General features: G+C 66.7%; 16 protein-coding genes. 3 read left to right on the top strand and 13 right to left on the bottom strand.

Translation table 11 applies throughout. The annotated features are described in order from the left end of the window. Positions 1 to 113: 113 nt before the first annotated feature. From hldE to msbA, 4 genes are read right to left on the bottom strand one after another with little or no spacing between them, the layout of a single operon-like run. On the bottom strand, positions 114 to 1,535 hold the full coding sequence (gene hldE / locus AC1G9C_RS22300; RefSeq protein ID WP_480408813.1) for a bifunctional D-glycero-beta-D-manno-heptose-7-phosphate kinase/D-glycero-beta-D-manno-heptose 1-phosphate adenylyltransferase HldE: 1,422 nt from the start codon (positions 1,533 to 1,535) through the stop codon (positions 114 to 116). A gap of 46 nt (positions 1,536 to 1,581) precedes the next feature. Next, on the bottom strand, positions 1,582 to 3,018 hold the full coding sequence (locus AC1G9C_RS22305; RefSeq protein ID WP_480408814.1) for a PIG-L deacetylase family protein: 1,437 nt from the start codon (positions 3,016 to 3,018) through the stop codon (positions 1,582 to 1,584). Between the two features lie 4 nt (positions 3,019 to 3,022). Further along, positions 3,023 to 3,919: a GNAT family N-acetyltransferase gene (locus AC1G9C_RS22310; RefSeq protein WP_480408815.1), complete on the bottom strand. Its 897-nt coding sequence runs from the start codon at positions 3,917 to 3,919 to the stop codon at positions 3,023 to 3,025. Beyond that, complete coding sequence (gene msbA, locus AC1G9C_RS22315; RefSeq protein WP_397495871.1) at positions 3,919 to 5,751, bottom strand: lipid A export permease/ATP-binding protein MsbA; 1,833 nt, start codon at positions 5,749 to 5,751, stop codon at positions 3,919 to 3,921. Before msbA ends, AC1G9C_RS22310 begins: the two co-directional genes overlap by 1 nt. Before the next feature lie 110 nt (positions 5,752 to 5,861). Here msbA and AC1G9C_RS22320 point away from each other — a divergent pair, with 110 nt between their 5' ends. The 3 genes from AC1G9C_RS22320 to AC1G9C_RS22330 are packed head-to-tail and all read left to right on the top strand — an operon-like array spanning position 5,862 to position 8,346. Continuing rightward, the gene (locus AC1G9C_RS22320) at positions 5,862 to 6,512 is read left to right on the top strand and encodes a lipopolysaccharide kinase InaA family protein (protein WP_108234403.1); all 651 of its coding nucleotides are present in this window, start codon (positions 5,862 to 5,864) and stop codon (positions 6,510 to 6,512) included. Between the two features lie 12 nt (positions 6,513 to 6,524). Next, positions 6,525 to 7,727 carry an O-antigen ligase family protein gene (locus AC1G9C_RS22325; protein WP_397495869.1) on the top strand — a complete coding sequence of 401 codons (1,203 nt, stop codon included), beginning with the start codon at positions 6,525 to 6,527 and terminating at the stop codon, positions 7,725 to 7,727. Continuing rightward, positions 7,708 to 8,346, top strand: coding sequence for a CatB-related O-acetyltransferase (locus AC1G9C_RS22330; protein ID WP_345940837.1), 639 nt, complete (start codon positions 7,708 to 7,710; stop codon positions 8,344 to 8,346). Before AC1G9C_RS22325 ends, AC1G9C_RS22330 begins: the two co-directional genes overlap by 20 nt. Here AC1G9C_RS22330 and AC1G9C_RS22335 read toward each other — a convergent pair. Genes AC1G9C_RS22335 through AC1G9C_RS22375 form a run of 9 tightly spaced genes read right to left on the bottom strand, consistent with a single transcriptional unit; the run spans position 8,336 to position 17,712 of the window. After that, complete coding sequence (locus tag AC1G9C_RS22335) at positions 8,336 to 9,214, bottom strand: glycosyltransferase family 2 protein (protein ID WP_480408816.1); 879 nt, start codon at positions 9,212 to 9,214, stop codon at positions 8,336 to 8,338. The genes AC1G9C_RS22330 and AC1G9C_RS22335 overlap by 11 nt on opposite strands. Before the next feature lie 9 nt (positions 9,215 to 9,223). After that, positions 9,224 to 10,138: a glycosyltransferase family protein gene (locus AC1G9C_RS22340; RefSeq protein ID WP_480408817.1), complete on the bottom strand. Its 915-nt coding sequence runs from the start codon at positions 10,136 to 10,138 to the stop codon at positions 9,224 to 9,226. Between the two features lie 38 nt (positions 10,139 to 10,176). After that, a complete protein-coding gene (locus tag AC1G9C_RS22345; protein WP_480408818.1) occupies positions 10,177 to 11,091 on the bottom strand; it encodes a glycosyltransferase family 2 protein in 915 nt (304 codons plus the stop codon). Beyond that, positions 11,075 to 12,832, bottom strand: a complete 1,758-nt coding sequence (locus AC1G9C_RS22350) for a carbamoyltransferase family protein (protein WP_480408819.1) — start codon at positions 12,830 to 12,832, stop codon at positions 11,075 to 11,077. Before AC1G9C_RS22350 ends, AC1G9C_RS22345 begins: the two co-directional genes overlap by 17 nt. 12 nt (positions 12,833 to 12,844) lie before the next feature. Then, positions 12,845 to 14,302, bottom strand: a complete 1,458-nt coding sequence (locus tag AC1G9C_RS22355) for a lipopolysaccharide kinase InaA family protein (protein WP_480408820.1) — start codon at positions 14,300 to 14,302, stop codon at positions 12,845 to 12,847. Beyond that, positions 14,302 to 15,045, bottom strand: coding sequence for a lipopolysaccharide kinase InaA family protein (locus AC1G9C_RS22360; RefSeq protein WP_480408821.1), 744 nt, complete (start codon positions 15,043 to 15,045; stop codon positions 14,302 to 14,304). Before AC1G9C_RS22360 ends, AC1G9C_RS22355 begins: the two co-directional genes overlap by 1 nt. Continuing rightward, positions 15,042 to 15,779: a lipopolysaccharide kinase InaA family protein gene (locus AC1G9C_RS22365; protein ID WP_122109199.1), complete on the bottom strand. Its 738-nt coding sequence runs from the start codon at positions 15,777 to 15,779 to the stop codon at positions 15,042 to 15,044. Before AC1G9C_RS22365 ends, AC1G9C_RS22360 begins: the two co-directional genes overlap by 4 nt. Next, positions 15,776 to 16,591 carry a lipopolysaccharide core heptose(I) kinase RfaP gene (gene rfaP / locus AC1G9C_RS22370; protein WP_480408822.1) on the bottom strand — a complete coding sequence of 272 codons (816 nt, stop codon included), beginning with the start codon at positions 16,589 to 16,591 and terminating at the stop codon, positions 15,776 to 15,778. Before rfaP ends, AC1G9C_RS22365 begins: the two co-directional genes overlap by 4 nt. Then, positions 16,588 to 17,712 (bottom strand): glycosyltransferase family 4 protein, encoded by a 1,125-nt coding sequence (locus tag AC1G9C_RS22375; RefSeq protein ID WP_122109201.1) that lies wholly within the window; start codon positions 17,710 to 17,712, stop codon positions 16,588 to 16,590. The genes rfaP and AC1G9C_RS22375 overlap by 4 nt, the downstream gene beginning before the upstream one ends. Positions 17,713 to 17,735 lie beyond the last annotated feature (23 nt).

Here is a 17,735-nt window from a genome sequence, read left to right on the forward strand (position 1 = left end):
GAGCCATCGGCAATCGGGTCAAGCCGTCACACAGAGGAACGTAGGGTGAGCATGGCGCCCGCCTTGCCCACCGCCAGCGGTGGAGTGGTGGACAGGCCTTCGGCCTGTCCAGCCTATTTGTTGCGGATCTTCTCGACTATGGCGGTGGTCGAGCTGTTCTCCACCAGGCCGAGCACGCGCACCTCGCCGCCGTAGGCCTGAACGATATCGGCGCCGACCACCTGGTCGATGCCGTAGTCGCCGCCCTTGACCAGCACGTCCGGCTGCACCTGCTTGAGCAGGCGCTCGGGGGTGTCCTCGGCGAAGCTCACCACCCAGTCCACCGCGCCGAGGCCGGCGAGCACCGCCATGCGCCGGTCCACCGCGTTGATCGGCCGGCCCGGGCCCTTGAGGCGGCTGACCGAGGCGTCGTCGTTGATCGCCACGATCAGGCGGTCGCCCTGGGCGCGCGCCTGCTCCAGGTAGGTCACGTGGCCGGCATGCAGGATGTCGAAGCAGCCGTTGGTGAAGACGATCTTCTCGCCGTGGGCGCGGGCGTCCTCGATCGCCACCAGCAACTGGTCGAGGCTCAGCACGCCGCGCTCGGAGCCCTCCTCGCGCTGCACCGCGCGGCGCAGCTCGGGGGCGCTGATGGCAGCGGTGCCGAGCTTGCCGACCACGATGCCGGCGGCCAGGTTGGCCAGGGCCACGGCCTGCGGCAGCTCCTCGCCGGCGGCGATGGAGGCGGCCAGGGTGGAGATCACCGTGTCGCCGGCGCCGGTGACGTCGAACACCTCGCGCGCCCGCGCCGGCAGGTGCAGCGGTGCGTGCTCCGGGCGCAGCAGGGTCATGCCGTGCTCGCCGCGGGTCACCAGCAGCGCGCCGAGTTCCAGCTCACGCATCAGTTTGGCGCCCTTGCTGACCAGCTCGGCCTCGTCCTTGCAGCCGCCGACTATGGTCTCGAACTCGTGCAGATTGGGGGTGATCAGGCTGGCGCCGCGGTAGATGGAGAAGTCCTTGCCCTTGGGGTCGGCCAACACCGGGATGCCCCTGGCGCGCGCGGCCTGGATCAGCACCTGGTGGTTCTGCAGCGCGCCCTTGCCGTAGTCGGACAGCACCAGCACCTTGACCCCGGCGAGCAGTGCCTCGACCTGGCGCGCCAGGGCCTGGGTGTCGGTGGCGAAGGGTTCTTCGAAGTCCATGCGCAACAGCTGCTGGTGGCGGCTCATGACGCGCAGCTTGACGATGGTCGGCTGCTCGTCGCGGCGCTGGAAGTGTGCCTCGACGCCGGCGGCGGCCAGGCTGTCGGCCAGGCTGTCGGCCGCCTCGTCCTCGCCGGTGACGCCGACCAGCAGCGCCGGCGCGCCGAGCGCGGCGATGTTCAGCGCGACGTTGGCCGCGCCGCCCGGGCGATCCTCGATCTGCTCCACGCGCACCACCGGCACCGGCGCCTCCGGCGAAATGCGCGAGGTGCCGCCATGCCAGTAGCGGTCGAGCATGACGTCGCCCACCACCAGGACGGGGGCTTGATCGTAACGGGGCAGGGTCAGCTTCATGGTGGCTCCGGAGCGTCGAAAACGCCGCGGATCATAACATAGCCGCTCAGTCGGCCCGCGACTCCCGCACGCCGGCGCGACGCACCCAGAACAGCTCGTGACGACGCACCGCCTTGCGGAAGAAATCGTCCTGCCCCACCTCCGGCCAGCGCCGCCCGACCAGCAGCCACTGGATGAGCCGGCGCAGGCGCTTCTTCAGCGGCAGGGGGGTCTGCAGGTCGTGCTGCATGGCCAGGGCCTGGGTCTTGTCCAGCCGAGCCCCCGCATCCAGCAGCGGGCTCCACAGGCCGTCCGCCGGCAGGGGTTGCTGACGCGGCGGCAGCGCCACGCCGGCGCCGACCGGGCCCATGGGCCAGCGATCGTTGTCATAGAGGTGATTGGCGTAGAGCAGGCGCACCTCGGGGCACCAACCAGCGAGCGCGACGGCCTCGTCCAGCGCCCGGCTGGCCTGGATATGGTCGGGATGGGGATCCAGTTCCGGGTGGGGCAGCACCACCACCTCGGGGCGAAAGCGCTTGAGCAACGCCGCGAGGTCACCCACCAGGTTGTGCCAGCTGGGCGTGCCGTCGACATCGCCCGGCAGCGCCAGGGGGTTGAACCGGCGCACGCTGCGGATGTCCGACTCGCCGGACTCCAGCGACGGGAAGGCCCGGTGCGGCTCGGCGCGCATGGCCGTCAGTTGCAGGCAGTAATACCCCAGCTGCACGCAGCGGCTCGCCGGCACGCCGCCCCAGAGCGGCACGCTGAGGCTGCTCCAACTGCGCAGTCGGCCCTTGAGGCGAGCGGCAGCCGCCTTGTCGAGCCCCATGCGGCGATAATGCTGGGCCTCGACCTCGCCCTGGGTGAGGGTGACGATGCTGACCTCCGCACTGCGGCTGTAGAGGCCGAAGGCGGCGAGTTCAGCATCGTCGGCATGGGGGGCGATGATCATCAGGCGACGCGCGGCATAGTCCGGATTGCTGAAGGCATACAGACTGACCTCCGCGCCCAGTCGGCAGAAGCGTCCGCGCAACTGTACGCGCCCCTCCCGGAGAGCCGGCAGCAGACCGGACAGGTTGAGGTAGCGACAGCCGCGCACGCCGCGCTCGAAGTCCTGACGATCGCAGGGCTGGCCGTCGCGAATCAGTACATGGGGATCCAGCCAGCGACCCAGCCAGGTGCTGCGTACCTGCACCGCGAGGATCAGGGTGTCGGCCTCGGCCGGCAGCTGGGCGAGGTCCAGCTGCAGCCGCCCCTTTTCCAGACGGCCGGCCAACTGCGGCGCCGAGTCGGGGAAGGCGTAGCGATAGTCCTCGCGCGGCGAATAGAAGAGGTGGTCGGCGAACCAGGCCTCGTGGGCGATCCAGGCCAGCACCAGAAACACCGGCAGGCTGTTCCAGCCGGCAAACCAGTCCAGCGCCACCAGCACCAGCAGCGCCGCGACCATGAACAGGCGCTTGCCGCGCCGGTGACGGCGCAGCAGTTGTTGTTTGCGTGTATCCATTCACTCACACCCTAAAGGTGGCAACCCTGTTGCACCAACGATCCTTGTAGTCCCGATCGGCCCGCCCGAACGAGTAACGCAATACCTTGCCCCGCGCCCGCGCGTCCGCCCAGGCAGCCTGGGTGTTGATGAAGCTGAGGACGCTGCCGGGACTGAGGTGCTGAGCCCGAGGGTCGACACCGCCATTGATGTACTCGTAGCTGATCCAGTCTGCCGATTCGGCCCTGTACAGCACCTGAACGGCCACCGGAAAACCGTCCAGCATCAACAGCGATCCCTGGAGGAATTCCCGCATCAGACCGAAGACCTCGGCCAGCCTCGGCTTGCCCGGCACCTCGAAGCCCCAGCGGCGCTCGAACAGCTCGCCGTAGATGGCCGCCAGCTCGGCAGGGGTGAACTCCGCCACCGCCCGCACCACGCCGCCCGCCTCCTCGAACAGGCGCAATTCGCGCCGCTGGTTGTAACGAAACTTCTTCGACCACTCCTCCGGCGCCCGCGCCATGGCCAGCTGCTCCTGCTGCGGCCGCAAGCCACTGAAGCCATGCCGGTTCAACTCGGAAAGGTAGGCGACCTCATGCCGCAACGGCACCCCCGCGTTCGGCGCGACCGGCAGGATCACCTCGGCATTGCCCAGGTCGAAGAGATTGCGCAGCCCCCGGCGCTTCAACACTGGCCGCGACAACGCCAGGTGCCGTCCCCAGGTGGGGATCGCCGCCCTGAGCTCGCCGTCGACGCAATGCCCGAGGTAGCGCACCGGCACGCCCGCCAGCCCGGCCAGGCGGGCGACGACCTGCGGCTGGGTGATGACGCTGCCGCCGAAACGGGCCCAGGCCTCGGCATAGCCGGCCGCATCGATGGGCGTCCAACCGCGCTCGCGCCAGCTGCGCAAATGGTTGAGCATCAGGCGTCCTGTTCGGCGGCGACGACCTCGCCCCCCTCCTCGAACTGACGGGCGTGCAGGCGCGCATAGTAGCCATTGCGCGCCAGCAGCTCCGCGTGGCTGCCGCGCTCGACGATCTGCCCCTGGTCCATCACCAGGATCAGGTCGGCCTTCTCGATGGTGGACAGGCGGTGGGCGATCACCAGGGTGGTGCGGCCCTGCATCACCTTATCCAGCGCGGCCTGGATATGCCGCTCGGACTCGGTGTCGAGTGCCGAGGTGGCCTCGTCGAGCACCAGCAGCGGCGCGTCCTTGAGCAAGGCGCGGGCGATGGCCAGGCGCTGGCGCTGGCCGCCGGAAAGCAGCACGCCGTTCTCGCCGACCAGGGTGTCGTAGCCCTGCGGCATCTTCTCGATGAACTCGGCGGCGTAGGCATCGGCGGCGGCCTGCTTGACCGCCTCCAGCGGCGCGCCGGCCAGGTCGCCATAGGCGATGTTGTTGCGCACCGTGTCGTTGAACAGGGTGACGTGCTGGGTCACCAGGGCGATATGCCGGCGCAGGTTGCGCAGGCTGTAGTCCTCGACATCGACCCCGTCGAGGAGGATCTGCCCCTGCTCATGGTGGTAGAAGCGCGGAATCAGGTTGGCCAGGGTCGACTTGCCGCTGCCGGAGCGGCCGACCAGGGCGATCATCTGTCCCGGCTCGGCAGTGAAACTGACGTCGACGAGCACGGCCTTTTCGCTGCCGGGGTAGCTGAAGCTCAGGTTGCGCACCTCGAGACGGCCACCGACCCGCTCGCGCTCGACACTGCCGCGATCCACCTCGGGCGCCTCGTCGAGCTGCTGGAAGATGCTCTCGGCGCCGGCCAGGCCCTTCTGGATGGTCGAGCTGACCTCCGAGAGCTGACGGATCGGCTTGGGCAGCAGGCCGGCCAGGGTGATGTAGGCCACCAGATCGCCGGCCGAGGCATCGCCGCGCATGAACAGCACCAGGAACATCAGCACCGCCATGGCGCTGTAGATCACCAGTTGCAGCATCGGCGTGTAGATGGCGCCAGTCTTGGTCATGCGCAACTGCTTGCGGGTGTTGTCGCTGGAGGCGAAGCGAAAGCGCTGCGACTCGTAGGGCTCGCCACCGAAGCTGCGCACCACGCGATAACCCTGGATGGTCTCGGAGGCGACGTGAGTGACGTCGCCCATGGCCACCTGGATCTTCTTGCTCTGCTTGCGAAATTTCTTGCTGGCGCTGCTGACCATCAGGCCGATCACCGGCAGGATCGCCAGCATCACCAGGGTTAGCTTCCAGTTCATCAGCAGCAGGGTGGTGAACAGGAACACCACCGTCATGCCTTCGCGGATCACCACCTTGATCGCGTCGGTGGCCGCGCCGGTGACCATGGTCACGTTGAAGGTGATGCGCGAGATCAGATGCCCGGAGTTGTGGTTGTCGAAGTAGCGGTTGGGCAGCACCAGCAACTTGTCGAACAACTCCACGCGCAGGTCATGCACCAGCCCTAGGGAGACCTTGGCCAGGAAATAGTTGCCCAGGTAGGAGCCGATGCCCTGCCACAGCGCGATCAGCACGATCAGCAGCGGCACCGTCTGCAGCAGCTTCAAGTGGGCGAGGAAGGGAATCTCCGACAGGTAGGGGACGCTGGCGAAGAAGCTGGCCTCGGGATTCGACAGACCGTCGACGAAGTACTTGAGGACGTAACCCAGCATGGGCTGGGTTGAGGCGAAGATGACGAAGCCGACGATGCTGAGCATGAAGAAGCCGATATAGGGCTTCACATAACCCAGCAGACGGAAGTAGACCTTCAGGCTGGAGGGCTCGGACTGATCGTTGCGGCTCATAGGCTCTGCGCTCTAAAAGGGGGGCGGGAGTGTAACACAGGGCCTTTTTTCCTCTTTCAACAGGATGACTGAGTTAATATACGCGGCCTTCACACGAGACCCATTGATTGATGCAAGCCCTGGATCACGACGCTTACCTTAGATTGAGCGCTGACGCCAAAGTCCTGGAGGCCGACCGGTACGGTGACAAGGTACTGCGCCTCGCCGATGGCAACTTTCTTAAGCTGTTTCGCCGTAAGCGCCTGCTTTCCTCGGCCCTGTACTATCCCTACGCCCAACGCTTCGCTGATAACGCCAAGCTACTGCAAACACATGACATCCCCTGCCCCAAGGTGCTTGCAGTTTATCGGGTGAGTACCCTGGCGCGAGATGTCGTGCATTACCAACCGCTCCCCGGGGAAACCTTGCGTCAGCTCTACCTGCATCGCTCCGACAGCGCCGACCGGCACCTCAAGGAACAGCTGGGAGCCTTTATCGCCACTCTGCACGACCGGGGGATTTACTTTCGTTCCCTGCACCTTGGCAATATCGTGCTGACCCCTGACCACACTCTGGGTTTGATTGACATCTCCGACCTGAAAGGCCAGACAACGCCCTTGGGTCGACACAAACGCCTGAGGAATTTTCGCCACATGCTGCGCTACACCGAAGATCGACGCTGGTTACTGAATGATGCCGGGCAGGCTTTTTGGAATGCCTATATTGCCGCCAGCACACACCCGGCAGCGCTGGCCTTGGCCAACCAACTAAAAACGCTTTGACCTGAGAACTCCGTGACTGCACTCCTCGCTTTTGGCAATCGGCTGACCAAGACCTCTACTTGGCTGGTTCAATACATTCTGCCCACTGGCTGGTTCGCGCTGCTCACCGGAATGTTCTGGATAGGGGACAGGGCGCTCTACCACAAATTGTATTACCTCCTGCTGGCCGCCCCAACGCTGCTCGCCTTGCTCGGCCGCCCCCGAGATATCAAGGATCTGTTCACGTCCCCGCTGATCGCCGCATTCTTTCTATTCGGCCTGTACACAGCCATTAGTCTTGCCTGGTCCAGCACCGACGACGCCTTCGGCTCACTGGTCAAAAGACCCATATACGTGCTGTTCCTGTTCTTCTCTGCAGCCCTGCTGGCACAACAAGCGCCGCAGCGACTGCTTTTCAGCCTCAAAGCCAGCGCCATTTTCGCCAGCCTGGCCGGCGCAGCAGCCCTAGGCTTCCATCTGTATAACGGTGGGGCAGGACGCCTGTCTGGCTATGGTGCCCTATACAATCCCTTGCTCAGTTCGCACGTCTATGGCTTCTTCGCTGCGCTATGGGCCGGTTACTGGTTCAACGGCAAGAGTGTGTTCAACCCACTGGCACTGATCTCGCTAAGCATATTAGCGGTCCTGCTTCTGGAGACGGGGTCGCGAACCCCAATCATGGCCCTGACTGCTTGCCTGCTATGGCTGGTAATCGCCCACTGGAACAGGCGCAGCCTTATCGCACTGGCCGCCGTCGCAGTGATCGGCATCCTGCTCATCAATCTCTACCCCGACGAACTCACCAGCAGAGGGCTATCGTCTCGCCCGGAAATCTGGGGCAAGGCCTGGCTGCAAATCCTCGAGGCCCCCTGGCTAGGCCAGGGTTATGACGCCCCCCTGAGCATCTGGATCACAGCGCACAACTACGCGATGGCGGATCCGCACAACATGCTGCTGGCCGTCCTCTACTACGGTGGGACCGTGGGTTTGGCGCTCTGGCTCTCACTGTATGCAGTTGCCTTTATATTTGCCTGGCGCAACCGCAAGGTGCCCTCGGTGATGATCTGCTCAGGTCTATTGGTGTTTGGTTTGGCAGCCAGCATGACCGAGGGCGGCGCCTTTCTCTCGCGCCCCAAGGAGCATTGGTTCCTAATCTGGATCCCCATGGCTCTACTGACTGCCACCTGGTTCATCTGCAGAGGTAAGGAGCAGGCCCGTGAAATGGAAGGAACTTGAGCAGCGCATCAGGAAAGCCTGGAAACGCTGGCGGAAAGGCCCAGAGCAACCCCGTTTCTACCGGCCGCAAATCCGTTTTCGCCAGCGCTACCCCCAATATCAGATAGGCCTCGGCAGCTACGGCCTACCACTGGTTCACGACTGGGACGAAGGCAGCACACTCAAGATCGGCAATTTTTGCTCAATTGCCGACAACGTACAGATATTCCTCGGTGGCCACCACCGCATCGACTGGGTCAGCTGCTACCCATTTCCGGCCTACCTTCCGGAAGCAGCCCATATTACCGAGTACGGCGGGACCCGCGGCGACGTGATTATCGGCAGCGATGTCTGGCTCTGCGCGAACTGTACGATTCTCTCAGGCGTCACAGTAGGCCACGGGGCGGTGGTTGCCAGCGGTGCAGTCGTCAGCCGCGATGTTCCGCCCTACTCTGTAGTCGCTGGCAATCCAGCCAGGCACGTGCGCTGGCGCTTCGATGAGAAAACCCGAAACGAACTGCTCGACAGCGCGTGGTGGAACTGGCCCGAAGCAGAAATAAGACAAACTGTCGAAAAACTGTGCAGCAGCGACATACAGGGCTTCCTCGCTTATGCCCGCTCCCGTCCCGTCAGTGAGTAGGTAGCAGCATCCGCGCCAGGCCACGCAGCGTTTTCCAGCGCCAGAAGCGCGGCGGAATCTCGCGCAACAGGGCCCAGGCAAGGGCGCGGTCGCTGCGCGCGCACTTGAGCAGCATCGAGTTGCGAAAACGTGCGCAGACCTCCGGGTAGGCCGGGTGGTCGCTGAAACGGGCATAGGTCTTCAGCACGTTGTCGACCATGAAGCGGTAGTTCTTGTAGGTGTTGCTGTCATGCACCCGGTAGAGCGCCAGGGGCTCGCCGAGAATATCGATGAAGTAGCCGGCATGGGTGATCTTCAGCTCGATCATCAGGTCCTCGAGACGCACCTCGGGCTCGAAGCCGCCGACCCGCTCCAGCGCCTCACGACGGAACAGCAAGGTGGGCGCCGGCGCGCCCGGCTTGCGGTCCATGAACACATCCTCGAAGTCCAGCCGCCGCAGCGGCAGCGCGCGCGGCTTGGCGCCGGGCCTGCCGTCGGCGTCGATGGTCTGGATAGCGCCGGCGCAAATGCCCACTTCGGGCTTGTCAGCCATATAGGCCACCTGGGTGGCGATACGCTGCGGCAACATGATGTCGTCGGAGCCGAAGGGGGCGATCAGGCTGCCCCTGGCCCGCTCGATGGTCTCGTTCAGGGTGCGCGAGAGGCCCTTGTTGGCCTGCACGCGAAAGTCGAATCCACGCACCTTCTGCAGCGCCTCGATGCGCGCCACGCTGTCGTCGCGGGAGCCGTCGTCCACCACCAGCAGCTCGATGTTCGGGTAGCTCTGCTGCAGCACGCTCTCGATGCTCGCCTGGATATAGGGGGCATGGTTGTATGAGGCGATGATCACGCTGACCAGCGGCTGCGAGGAATCACTCGTGGACGTCATGGTGGCTACTCAAAAGAAATTGAAGCGCGCACGCAAGGCCTGCCAGGCGGAAACTTTGCCCGCCTCGGGCCAGGCTTGCTGCAACACGTCGAACAGGTGCTCGGCCAGGTGCACATGGCTCATATGCGCCTCGACGAAGCGGCGTCCCTGCTCGGCGATGGCCTCGGCCCGCACCGGATCGCCACGCAGCTCGGCGAGGTGCCCGCGCAACTCGTCGAGGTCGGAATACAACAGCAGGTGGACGCCATCCTGCAGGCCGATGGCCGCCTCCTCGCTACCCTGGCGCCAGGCCAGGAGCACGCAGCCGCAGGCCATCGCCTCGAAGTTCTTGGCCATGTACTCGCCGAGCCCGACATCGGCGCTGACGAAGTAGCGGATGCGGTTGAGCATCTCGCGATAGGGCTGGCCCGGCGCGGTGCGCAGCAGCTGCAGCGGCTCTTGCGCCGCCAGCCGCTCCAGCAGCTCCTTGCGCTCGCCGTAAGCGGCGCTGGCGGTACGCCCGACGAAACCCAGCTCGATATCCCGCGCGCGCCCCTCGCAGTAGATGGTGCGCGGGTCGTAGCCCTTGGCGAGGAAATGCACGTTGAACCCCTCGCCGCGCAGGCGTTCGGCGACACTGGCGCCGGTCACCACGATGCGGGCGTTGGGCAGGGCGCGGTAGCAGCGACTGAAGCGCCCGCGCCAACGGGAAGCGGCCAGGTAGTTCTGGCAGGCGTCTTCCTCGTAGATCAACAGCCCGGGGATCTGCCGCAAGAAGGCGGTCTGGCGGCGGATGTTCTTGAAGTGCAGGTCCAGCAGCACGCGGTCATAACGCCCCAGATCGAGGCCGCGCAGATAGCGGCGCAGGTCACGCTGCTCGTCCTTGCCGAGGATGCGCAAGTCGAGGTCGACCAGTTGCCCGAGCCGTTCATGGACGCAGGACATATCCGGCTCGCGCCCCGCACTGCTGAGCGCCAGCACCTTCATGGGGTTCGGCTCAACCACAGACGGATGGCCTTGCGGGTGTAGGACCACTTCAACGCCACCCGCCAATCCGTGCGCAGCGCCTCGCGGTAGTAGCCGCGCGCCTGGTCGCGGTCGCCGGCCAACAGGCAGGTGCGAAACAGCGACAGGCAACGCTGGGCGCGGTAGGCGGGCTTGAGCGCTTGCAGGTCGGCCGGCAACTGACGGAAGACCTCGTCCACCAGGGCCAGGCCGACGCGGCGTGCCGCCTCGGCGTTATGCCGCAGGCTGTCGGGATGCTTGTGGATGCGCGCCAGCATCAGGTCGAGCACCGCCACCCGAGGCTGGCTCAGGCAGTAGGCGAACACCGGGATGTCCTCGCTGTGCCGCAGGTGCTCGGGGTACGGCCGCTGCAGCAGCAACTCGCGGCGGAACAGGCAGGCGCCGTGACTGAGGGCGATGCGCTTGTCCAGCAGGTAGCCCCGCAAGCGCGGCGAGACATCGGCGGGAACGGCACTGGCAGGATGCTCGCGCTCGCGGCCATCGGGCTGCACCGCCACATGCCCGGCCAGCCACAGGTCCACCTCGGGCTGGGCGCGCAGGCGTTCGCAGAGGCCGGGCAGTACCCCGGGCGCCAGCTCGTCGTCGGCGTCGAGCAGCAGCACATGGCGCCCCCGTGCCAGTTGCACGCCCTTGTTGCGGGCCGCGGAGGGGCCGGCGTTGTCCTGGCGCACGCCCTGAAAGGCGGCGCCATGGCGCTGGCTCAGGCTGGCGAACAGCGCCGGCGTGTCGTCGCTGGAGCCATCGTCCACCACCCAGAGTTCGACCTCGGGGGTGGCCTGGGACAGCACCGAGTCGACGGCGCGCGACAGCACGCCGGCATAGTTGTAACTGGGGATGACGACGCTAAGCAGCGGCTCAGCCGACATTGTCATACCAGTCCTTGCCATCCTTGACCACCAAGACGTCTTCCATGATCAGGTACTGCAGGTCCGAGCCGTAGAACATGTTCAGCGCGTCGGTCGGCGAGCAGATCATCGGCTCGCCGCGGCGGTTGAGCGAGGTGTTCAGCGACACGCCGTTGCCGGTGAGCTGCTCCAGCTGCAGCATCAGGTCGTACCAGCGCGGGTTGTACTCGCGCCTGAGCACCTGGGCGCGCGAGGTGCCGTCCTCGTGCACCACTTCGCCGACACGCTCCTTCCAGCCCTCGTTGACCTCGAAGGTGAAGGTCATGAACGGGCTCGGATGGTCGACCTTGAGCATCTGCGGCGCGACGGTGTCGAGCATCGACGGGCAGAAGGGGCGCCAGCGCTCGCGGAACTTGATCTGTTCGTTGATGCGGTCGGCCACCCCCGGCACGCTCGGGCAGCCGATGATGGAACGGCCGCCAAGGGCGCGCGGACCGAACTCCATGCGGCCCTGGAACCAGGCCACCGGGTTGCCGTCGACCATGATCCTGGCGATGCGCTCAGGCACGTTGTCGATCTGCTTGAATACCGGCTTGCTCGGATGCCGCGCGCAGGCGGCGATCACGTCCTCGTTGGAGTAGGCCGGGCCGAGGTAGACGTGCTCCATCTTCTCCACCGGCACGCCGCGCTGGTGCGAGACGTAGGCGGCGGCGCCGACCGCGGTGCCGGCATCGCCGGAGGCCGGCTGGACGAACAGTTCCTTGACGTCGTCGCGGGCGATGATCTTCTGGTTCAGCTTGACGTTCAGCGCGCAGCCGCCGGCGAAGGCGATCTTGCCGGTTTCCTTGAGGATGTCGCCGAGGTAGTGCTCCATCATCTGCAGCGCCAGCTTCTCGAACAGCGCCTGCATGCTGGCGGCGTAGTGGATATAGGGATCGTCGGCGATGTCGCCCTGACGCTTGGGCCCCAGCCACTCGATCAGCTTCTTGGAGAAGTAGTAGCCCTTGCCGTTTTCCTTGTAGCGACGCAGGCCGATGACGTTGGCGTAGTCGGTGTTGATCACCAGCTCGCCGTTCTCGAACTTGGCCAGACGGGAGAAATCGTACTTGCCGGCATCGCCGTAGGGCGCCATGCCCATGACCTTGAACTCGCCGTCGAGCATCTCGAAGCCGAGGAATTCGGTGATCGCGCCGTACAGGCCGCCGAGGGAATCCGGGTCGTAGAACTCCTTGATCTTGTGGATCTTGCCGTTCTCGCCGTAGCCGAAGAAGGTGGTGGCGTACTCGCCCTTGCCGTCGATGCCGAGGATCGCGGTCTTCTCCTTGAAACCCGAGCAGTGGTAAGCGCTGGCGGCGTGGGCCAGGTGGTGCTCGACCGGCTCGATCTTGATCTTCTTCGGATCGAAGCCCAGCTGCTCCAGGCACCAGACGATCTTCTTGCGATAGCGCTTGTAGCGGCGGTTGCCCATCAGCAATGCGTCGAGGGCACGATCCGGGGCGTACCAGTAGCGCTTGGCGTAGTGCCAGCGGGCCTTGCCGAACAGGCTGATGGGGGCGAAGGGAATGGCCACCACGTCGACGTCGGACGGCTTGATGCCGGCCTGCTCCAGGCAGAACTTGGCCGATTCGTAGGGCATGCGGTTCTTCGCGTGCTTGTCGCGCACGAAGCGCTCCTCTTCCACCGCCGCGATCAGCTTGCCGTCGATGTAAAGCGCGGCGGACGGATCGTGACTGAGGGCGCCGGACAGGCCGAGAATGGTCAGTGCCACAGGTTTGAGCCTCTAATTCGGGCAGGTGCCGGGCACCTGCGGTAAACGTTGGTCGAGCAACCGGTGCAGGGCGGAGTCCGCCGGCCAGTTGCGCAGAAAACGGGCGCGGTCGCGGGCATAGGCCCGGGCGAAGCCGCGCGCACTGCGATGCTGCTGCATGGCGTCCAGATCGATAAGAGACCAGTGCCCCGAGGCATCATCCCGCTCTTCAATCCAAAGCAGGTTGTGCCCCTTGAAATCGCCATGGCTGATGCGTTCGCGCAGCAAGGCGGCGAACAGGCGATCGAGCGCCCGCAGCTCGGTTTCCGGGGGCGATCCCTGCAGATGCGCCTGAAAACGCGCGATTATATCCTGCCCGCCGCAATATTCGGTAATCAGGTAGGCGCGCCCGCGCAGCCAGCACCAGCGTCGCTCCAGCACCGCCAGCGGGCGCGGCGTGGCGATGCCGAGCAGCTCCAGGCGATTGCCTTCGCGCCAGCTGTGCCAGGCCCGGCTGGGCCGCCAGAAGCGCCGCAGCCAGTGCCCCAGCCCCTTGAGGTTGTAGCGCTTGACCACCAGGGCGCGGCCGCCCAGCTCGATGCGCGCGACGGTGGCGCTGCCGCCGCGCTTGAGCGCCTGGCCGTCCGCCAGCACGGCATCCGGGGCGTCGAGCAGGGGCTGCAGCTCGGCGGCGCACTCGCGGCGCACCACGCGCAGGCCGAAGGCACCGACCTTCGCGGCGAACAGGCTGCAGTCGCGACCGACCTTGCGCAGGTAGTCGCGCAGGCGCCAGCGTCGCACCTTCTCCACTTCCTTGAGCAGCGCCTCCAGTGGCAGCGCGTGCTCGCCGTTGGCCAGCAGGTAGTGGATCAGCAGCTCTTCGGTGAAGGGCGCAAGCTCGGCCGGCAGCTGGGCGAAGAACACGCCGAGGTTCTCCAGCACCCTGGCTCGCGACAACGGCTGCCCCGGGGTCTCGACCCGGACGCCGCCACCGTCGATCAGATACAGGCGACCGTCGTGCCGCAGCAGGTTGTCCAGGTGCAGATCGGCCTGCCACAGGCCCTTGCCGTGCATCTGCGCGATGGCCGTCAGGGCCTCGCCCAGCACCGCCTGCTGCACGTCGGACAGCGGCGCCTCGCCGGCCACCTCGCGCCAGGCATCCCAGAGGCTGTGCGCGCCATCGAGGTAGTCGAACAGCAGCCAGCCGCCCTGACCCTGGGCAAAACCCTCGGCCAGCAGCTCGGGGGTGAGCAAGGCCTGCTCGGCCAGCAGCCGGGCGCCGTCCAGCTCGCGGCGAAAATGCCGCTCGGCCTTGCCGCCAACCAGCAACTTGGCCAGCACCGCCCGCCCTCGCCACTGCGCCAGGCCGACGTAACGCTGCCCCGGCAGCACCCGCAGCCAACGCTGGACACGCAGCTCGTCGCCCGCCAGCGCCAGGTTCAGCGGCAGGGTCGGTGCACGGCCGCTGCCGGCCAGTTGCTCGAGCCGCATCAGCGCGATTCCTTGTGCAGGCGACGGGCGCCCAGGCGGGCGAACCAGCGTTCGAGGCCGGCCTCGCCGCCCAGGTAGGCGGCCAGCAGCTTGCGCATCTCCGCCTCGCCCCAGGCGCTGGCACGGCGCAGCAGCGGCTCGAGGTCCTTGATCCGGTCGCGCCGGCCGAGCAGCAGCGGGCGGGTCTTCTCCAGGTCGATCAGCTGCGCGGCGAAGCCCTTCGCGCCCTCGCGCAGGAAGATGTGTTTGGGGTAGAAGCAGCCGTGCACTTGGCCGGCCTGGTGCAGGCAGCGGGCCAGCTCGCCGCAGGCCTGCAGGATGCCGGCGCGGCGCGCAGCGTCCAGCTCGGGCCAGCGCGCCAGCCACTGCTCCAGGTCCTGCCAGCCGTCCAGGGCGCGGGTCAGCAGCACCGCGCGCCGCTCGCCGGGCGCACGGCGCTGGGCGAAGAACACCGCCTGCAGCGCGGGGATGCCCAGTTCGCCGTAGCGGCGGATATTGCGGAACTCGCGGGCGAAGGTGGGCTCGCCGAACGGCTGGCGCAGGCTGCGCCTCAGGTGGTTGCTCTGCCGCTTGAGGTAGAACGCCGAGTCGCCCAGTTCCAGACGATAGACGCTGCTCCAGCCGCCGCGCTCGGTGTTGGGCTCGTCCACCGCCTCCAGCCTCAGCGCCCACAATGCCTCGAAACTGGCCAGGCCGTGCTGCTCCAACAAGGCGCGTTCCTGCGCGGCGATAAAGTCCTTCATTCCCTGCCCTCGAAAAACGCCAGTATCTGCCGCAGACGCCGCTTGTCGCCGGGCGTCAGCCGCGTGCGGCCACGATACTGCAGGTAGAAACGCAGTCGCTGGGTGCGCGACAGCTGGTACTTGGCCACCTTGTCCAGGCAGGCCAGGTCCTTGACGATGCGATAGCGCAGCAGCGGCCCCCACCAGAAACTGCCGGTGGGGCAGTCGATGAAGAACAGCTCGCCGGCCTGGTTGACCAGCAGGTTGCGCCACTTCAGGTCGTTGTGGGTGAAGTGGTGATCATGCATCAGGCGGGTGGCGCGGGCCAGTTGCCGACTGATGCCGTCGACCCAGGCCGGGTCGCGCAAGCGCGCATCCTGGGCATGGGCCAGCGCCGCCAGGTCCAGGGTGCCTTCCAGCTCGCGGGTGATCAACGCGCCGCGGACGAAGGCGCCGGCCTTGCGTTCCAGGCCATGGGCGACGATGGGCGCGGTGGGGATGCCCCACTTGGCGAAGTGCTTGAGGTTCTGCCACTCGGCCTTGACCCGCGGCCGGCCGACGAAGCGGCGCAGGCCCTTGCCGGCACCCCAGTAGCGCTTGACGTAGTAGCGCACGCCGCCGCGCTCGAGGCGGATCACCTCGGACAGCGGATCCCTGGTCAGGCGCTCGCCTTCGAGGGCGAACACCGCCTGCAGGCTGGCGAACTCCACGGCCAGGGCGGCGGGCAGGTCGTCCGCCAGGCGCCATTCGCTCATTGCCCGGCCCCCGATGCGTACTTGCGCTCATAGCGGCCGCGCAGGCGCTGCGCCTTGCCCTCCAGCCAGGCGAGCAGGCGCGCCTCCTCCTGCAGCACCTGACGCAGCGGCCGCTGGAAGTAGTCGCGCAGGAAACGCAGCTTGTCGCGGCGGGTCAGGCCGATGTCCAGGGCCGAGAAATACAGCCCGGCCAGGTCCTTGTCGCGCCAGCGCCGTGGCGTGGCGGCGCGCACCTGGGCACGGTGCAGGTCGATCAGCGACAGGCGCAGGGCGTCGGCCGTCGGCGGCCGGTCGGTATGCAGCAGGAAGTGGCAGATATAGCAGTCGCGGTGATTGACCCCGGCGCGGTGCATGGTGCCGGTCATCTGCGCCACCTCGCGGATCAGCGCCCATTTCAGCTGCGGCGCCGGCGGCCGCTCGCGCCAGTGCAGGCTGAACTGCTCCAGGTCGACGGTCGGCGCCAGCTCCTCGGTGACGATGAAGGAGTGCTGCCTGGCCGGGTTGGCGCCGCGCTCGCCGTAGGCCACCGCGGTCATGGTCGCCACGCCGGCCTCGGTCAGACGCTGGATCGCCCGCCACTCCTGGCCGGCGCCGAGCACCGGGGCCTTGGCGCTGAGCAGGTTCTTGGCGATCTCGCCCCAGCCGACGCCGCGGTGGATCTTGACGAAATAGCCGCGTCCCTCGACCTCGGTGCGCAGCGTGCGGCGCCCTTCCAGCTCGCGGTAGACCTGCCCCTGCAGCGCCTCGACCGCGGCGAAGGCGTCCTGCCCGGCCCACAGGCGCTTGAACGGCTCGGCGAGGATCAGCTTCACGCGCGGCGCTCCGCCAGGATCACGTCGGCGGCCTTCTGCGGCATGGAGTACAGGTCGGCGCTGTCGGCGTAGGCCAGGCCGTTGCGCCCCCAGAACGCGCGGCGCTCGGGGTCGGCGAGCATGTCGGCAAGGGTCTGGTTGAGCTGCTCCTGGCGGAACGGGCTGGGTAGCACGCGGCCGCAGTCGGCGTCGGCGATGTAGTGGGCGTAGCCGCAGACGTCGCTGACCAGCACCGGCAGGCCGGACACCAGCGCCTCCAGCAGCACGGTGCCGGTGTTCTCGTTGTACGCCGGGTGGATCAGCAGGTCGGCGCCGAGCAGAAAGCGCGGGATATCGCTGCGGCCCTTGAGGATCTGCACCCGATCGGACAGGCCCAGCGCCTTGATCTGCAGCAGGAAGGGCTTGGGGTCGTCCTGGCCAATGGCGATCAGACGGGTGCGCTGCCTCAGCTCGCGCGGCAGCGAGGCCAGCGCCTTGAGGCTGCGATCCAGGCCCTTGGTCTTGAAGCCGGAGCCGATCTGCACCAGCAGCAGCTCGTCGTCGGCCAGCTCGAACTCGCGGCGGAACTCGGCGCGGATCTCGGCGGCATTGGCCGGCGCACGACGATCCTGGGCAATGCCCGGCGGCAGCAGGTGGAAGCGCTGCAGCGGGGTCTTGTAGTGCTTGACGAACAGCGGCTGCTGCACCTCGGAGATCATCAGGATCTCGGTCCTGGACTCCGGCGCGAACACCGCACGCTCGTAGTCGGCGAAGTGCCTGTAGCGCCCCCAGCGCCGGTAGAGCGGATTGCGCAGGGTCTGCGCCTTGTCCTCGAAGCAGCCGTCGGCGGCGTAGTAGACGTCCAGGCCCGGCATCTTGTTGAAGCCGATCACCCGGTCGACCGGGTCGCGTTTCAGATCGGCCTGCAGCCAGGCGCTGAACTTCTCGTTGCGGCGGTGATTGAACAGCGCCCTGACCGGCGCCACGCGCACGTCGAAGCCGCCCGGGTTGTCGCCTTCCCAGATCGGCGTGTAGACGCGGATGGCGTGGCCACGGGACTGGCACTCCAGGGCGATGCGCATGAAGTCGCGCTGTAAGCCCCCAAACGGGAAGTACTTGTAGAGGACGAAGGCCAGTTGCATCAGTGATGTTCCCTGAGGGTAGG

It is taken from the genome of Pseudomonas sp. ABa2, assembly GCF_056676075.1.

Excerpts from the sequence above, each read along its gene's own strand:
- hldE (WP_480408813.1), bottom strand. The coding sequence starts at position 1,535 with ATGAAGCTGACCCTGCCCCGTTACGATCAAGCCCCCGTCCTGGTGGTG.
- AC1G9C_RS22305 (WP_480408814.1), bottom strand. The coding sequence starts at position 3,018 with ATGGATACACGCAAACAACAACTGCTGCGCCGTCACCGGCGCGGCAAG.
- AC1G9C_RS22310 (WP_480408815.1), bottom strand. The coding sequence starts at position 3,919 with ATGCTCAACCATTTGCGCAGCTGGCGCGAGCGCGGTTGGACGCCCATC.
- msbA (WP_397495871.1), bottom strand. The coding sequence starts at position 5,751 with ATGAGCCGCAACGATCAGTCCGAGCCCTCCAGCCTGAAGGTCTACTTC.
- AC1G9C_RS22320 (WP_108234403.1), top strand. The coding sequence starts at position 5,862 with ATGCAAGCCCTGGATCACGACGCTTACCTTAGATTGAGCGCTGACGCC.
- AC1G9C_RS22335 (WP_480408816.1), bottom strand. The coding sequence starts at position 9,214 with ATGACGTCCACGAGTGATTCCTCGCAGCCGCTGGTCAGCGTGATCATC.
- AC1G9C_RS22340 (WP_480408817.1), bottom strand. The coding sequence starts at position 10,138 with ATGTCCTGCGTCCATGAACGGCTCGGGCAACTGGTCGACCTCGACTTG.
- AC1G9C_RS22345 (WP_480408818.1), bottom strand. The coding sequence starts at position 11,091 with ATGACAATGTCGGCTGAGCCGCTGCTTAGCGTCGTCATCCCCAGTTAC.
- AC1G9C_RS22355 (WP_480408820.1), bottom strand. The coding sequence starts at position 14,302 with ATGCGGCTCGAGCAACTGGCCGGCAGCGGCCGTGCACCGACCCTGCCG.
- AC1G9C_RS22360 (WP_480408821.1), bottom strand. The coding sequence starts at position 15,045 with ATGAAGGACTTTATCGCCGCGCAGGAACGCGCCTTGTTGGAGCAGCAC.
- AC1G9C_RS22365 (WP_122109199.1), bottom strand. The coding sequence starts at position 15,779 with ATGAGCGAATGGCGCCTGGCGGACGACCTGCCCGCCGCCCTGGCCGTG.
- AC1G9C_RS22375 (WP_122109201.1), bottom strand. The coding sequence starts at position 17,712 with ATGCAACTGGCCTTCGTCCTCTACAAGTACTTCCCGTTTGGGGGCTTA.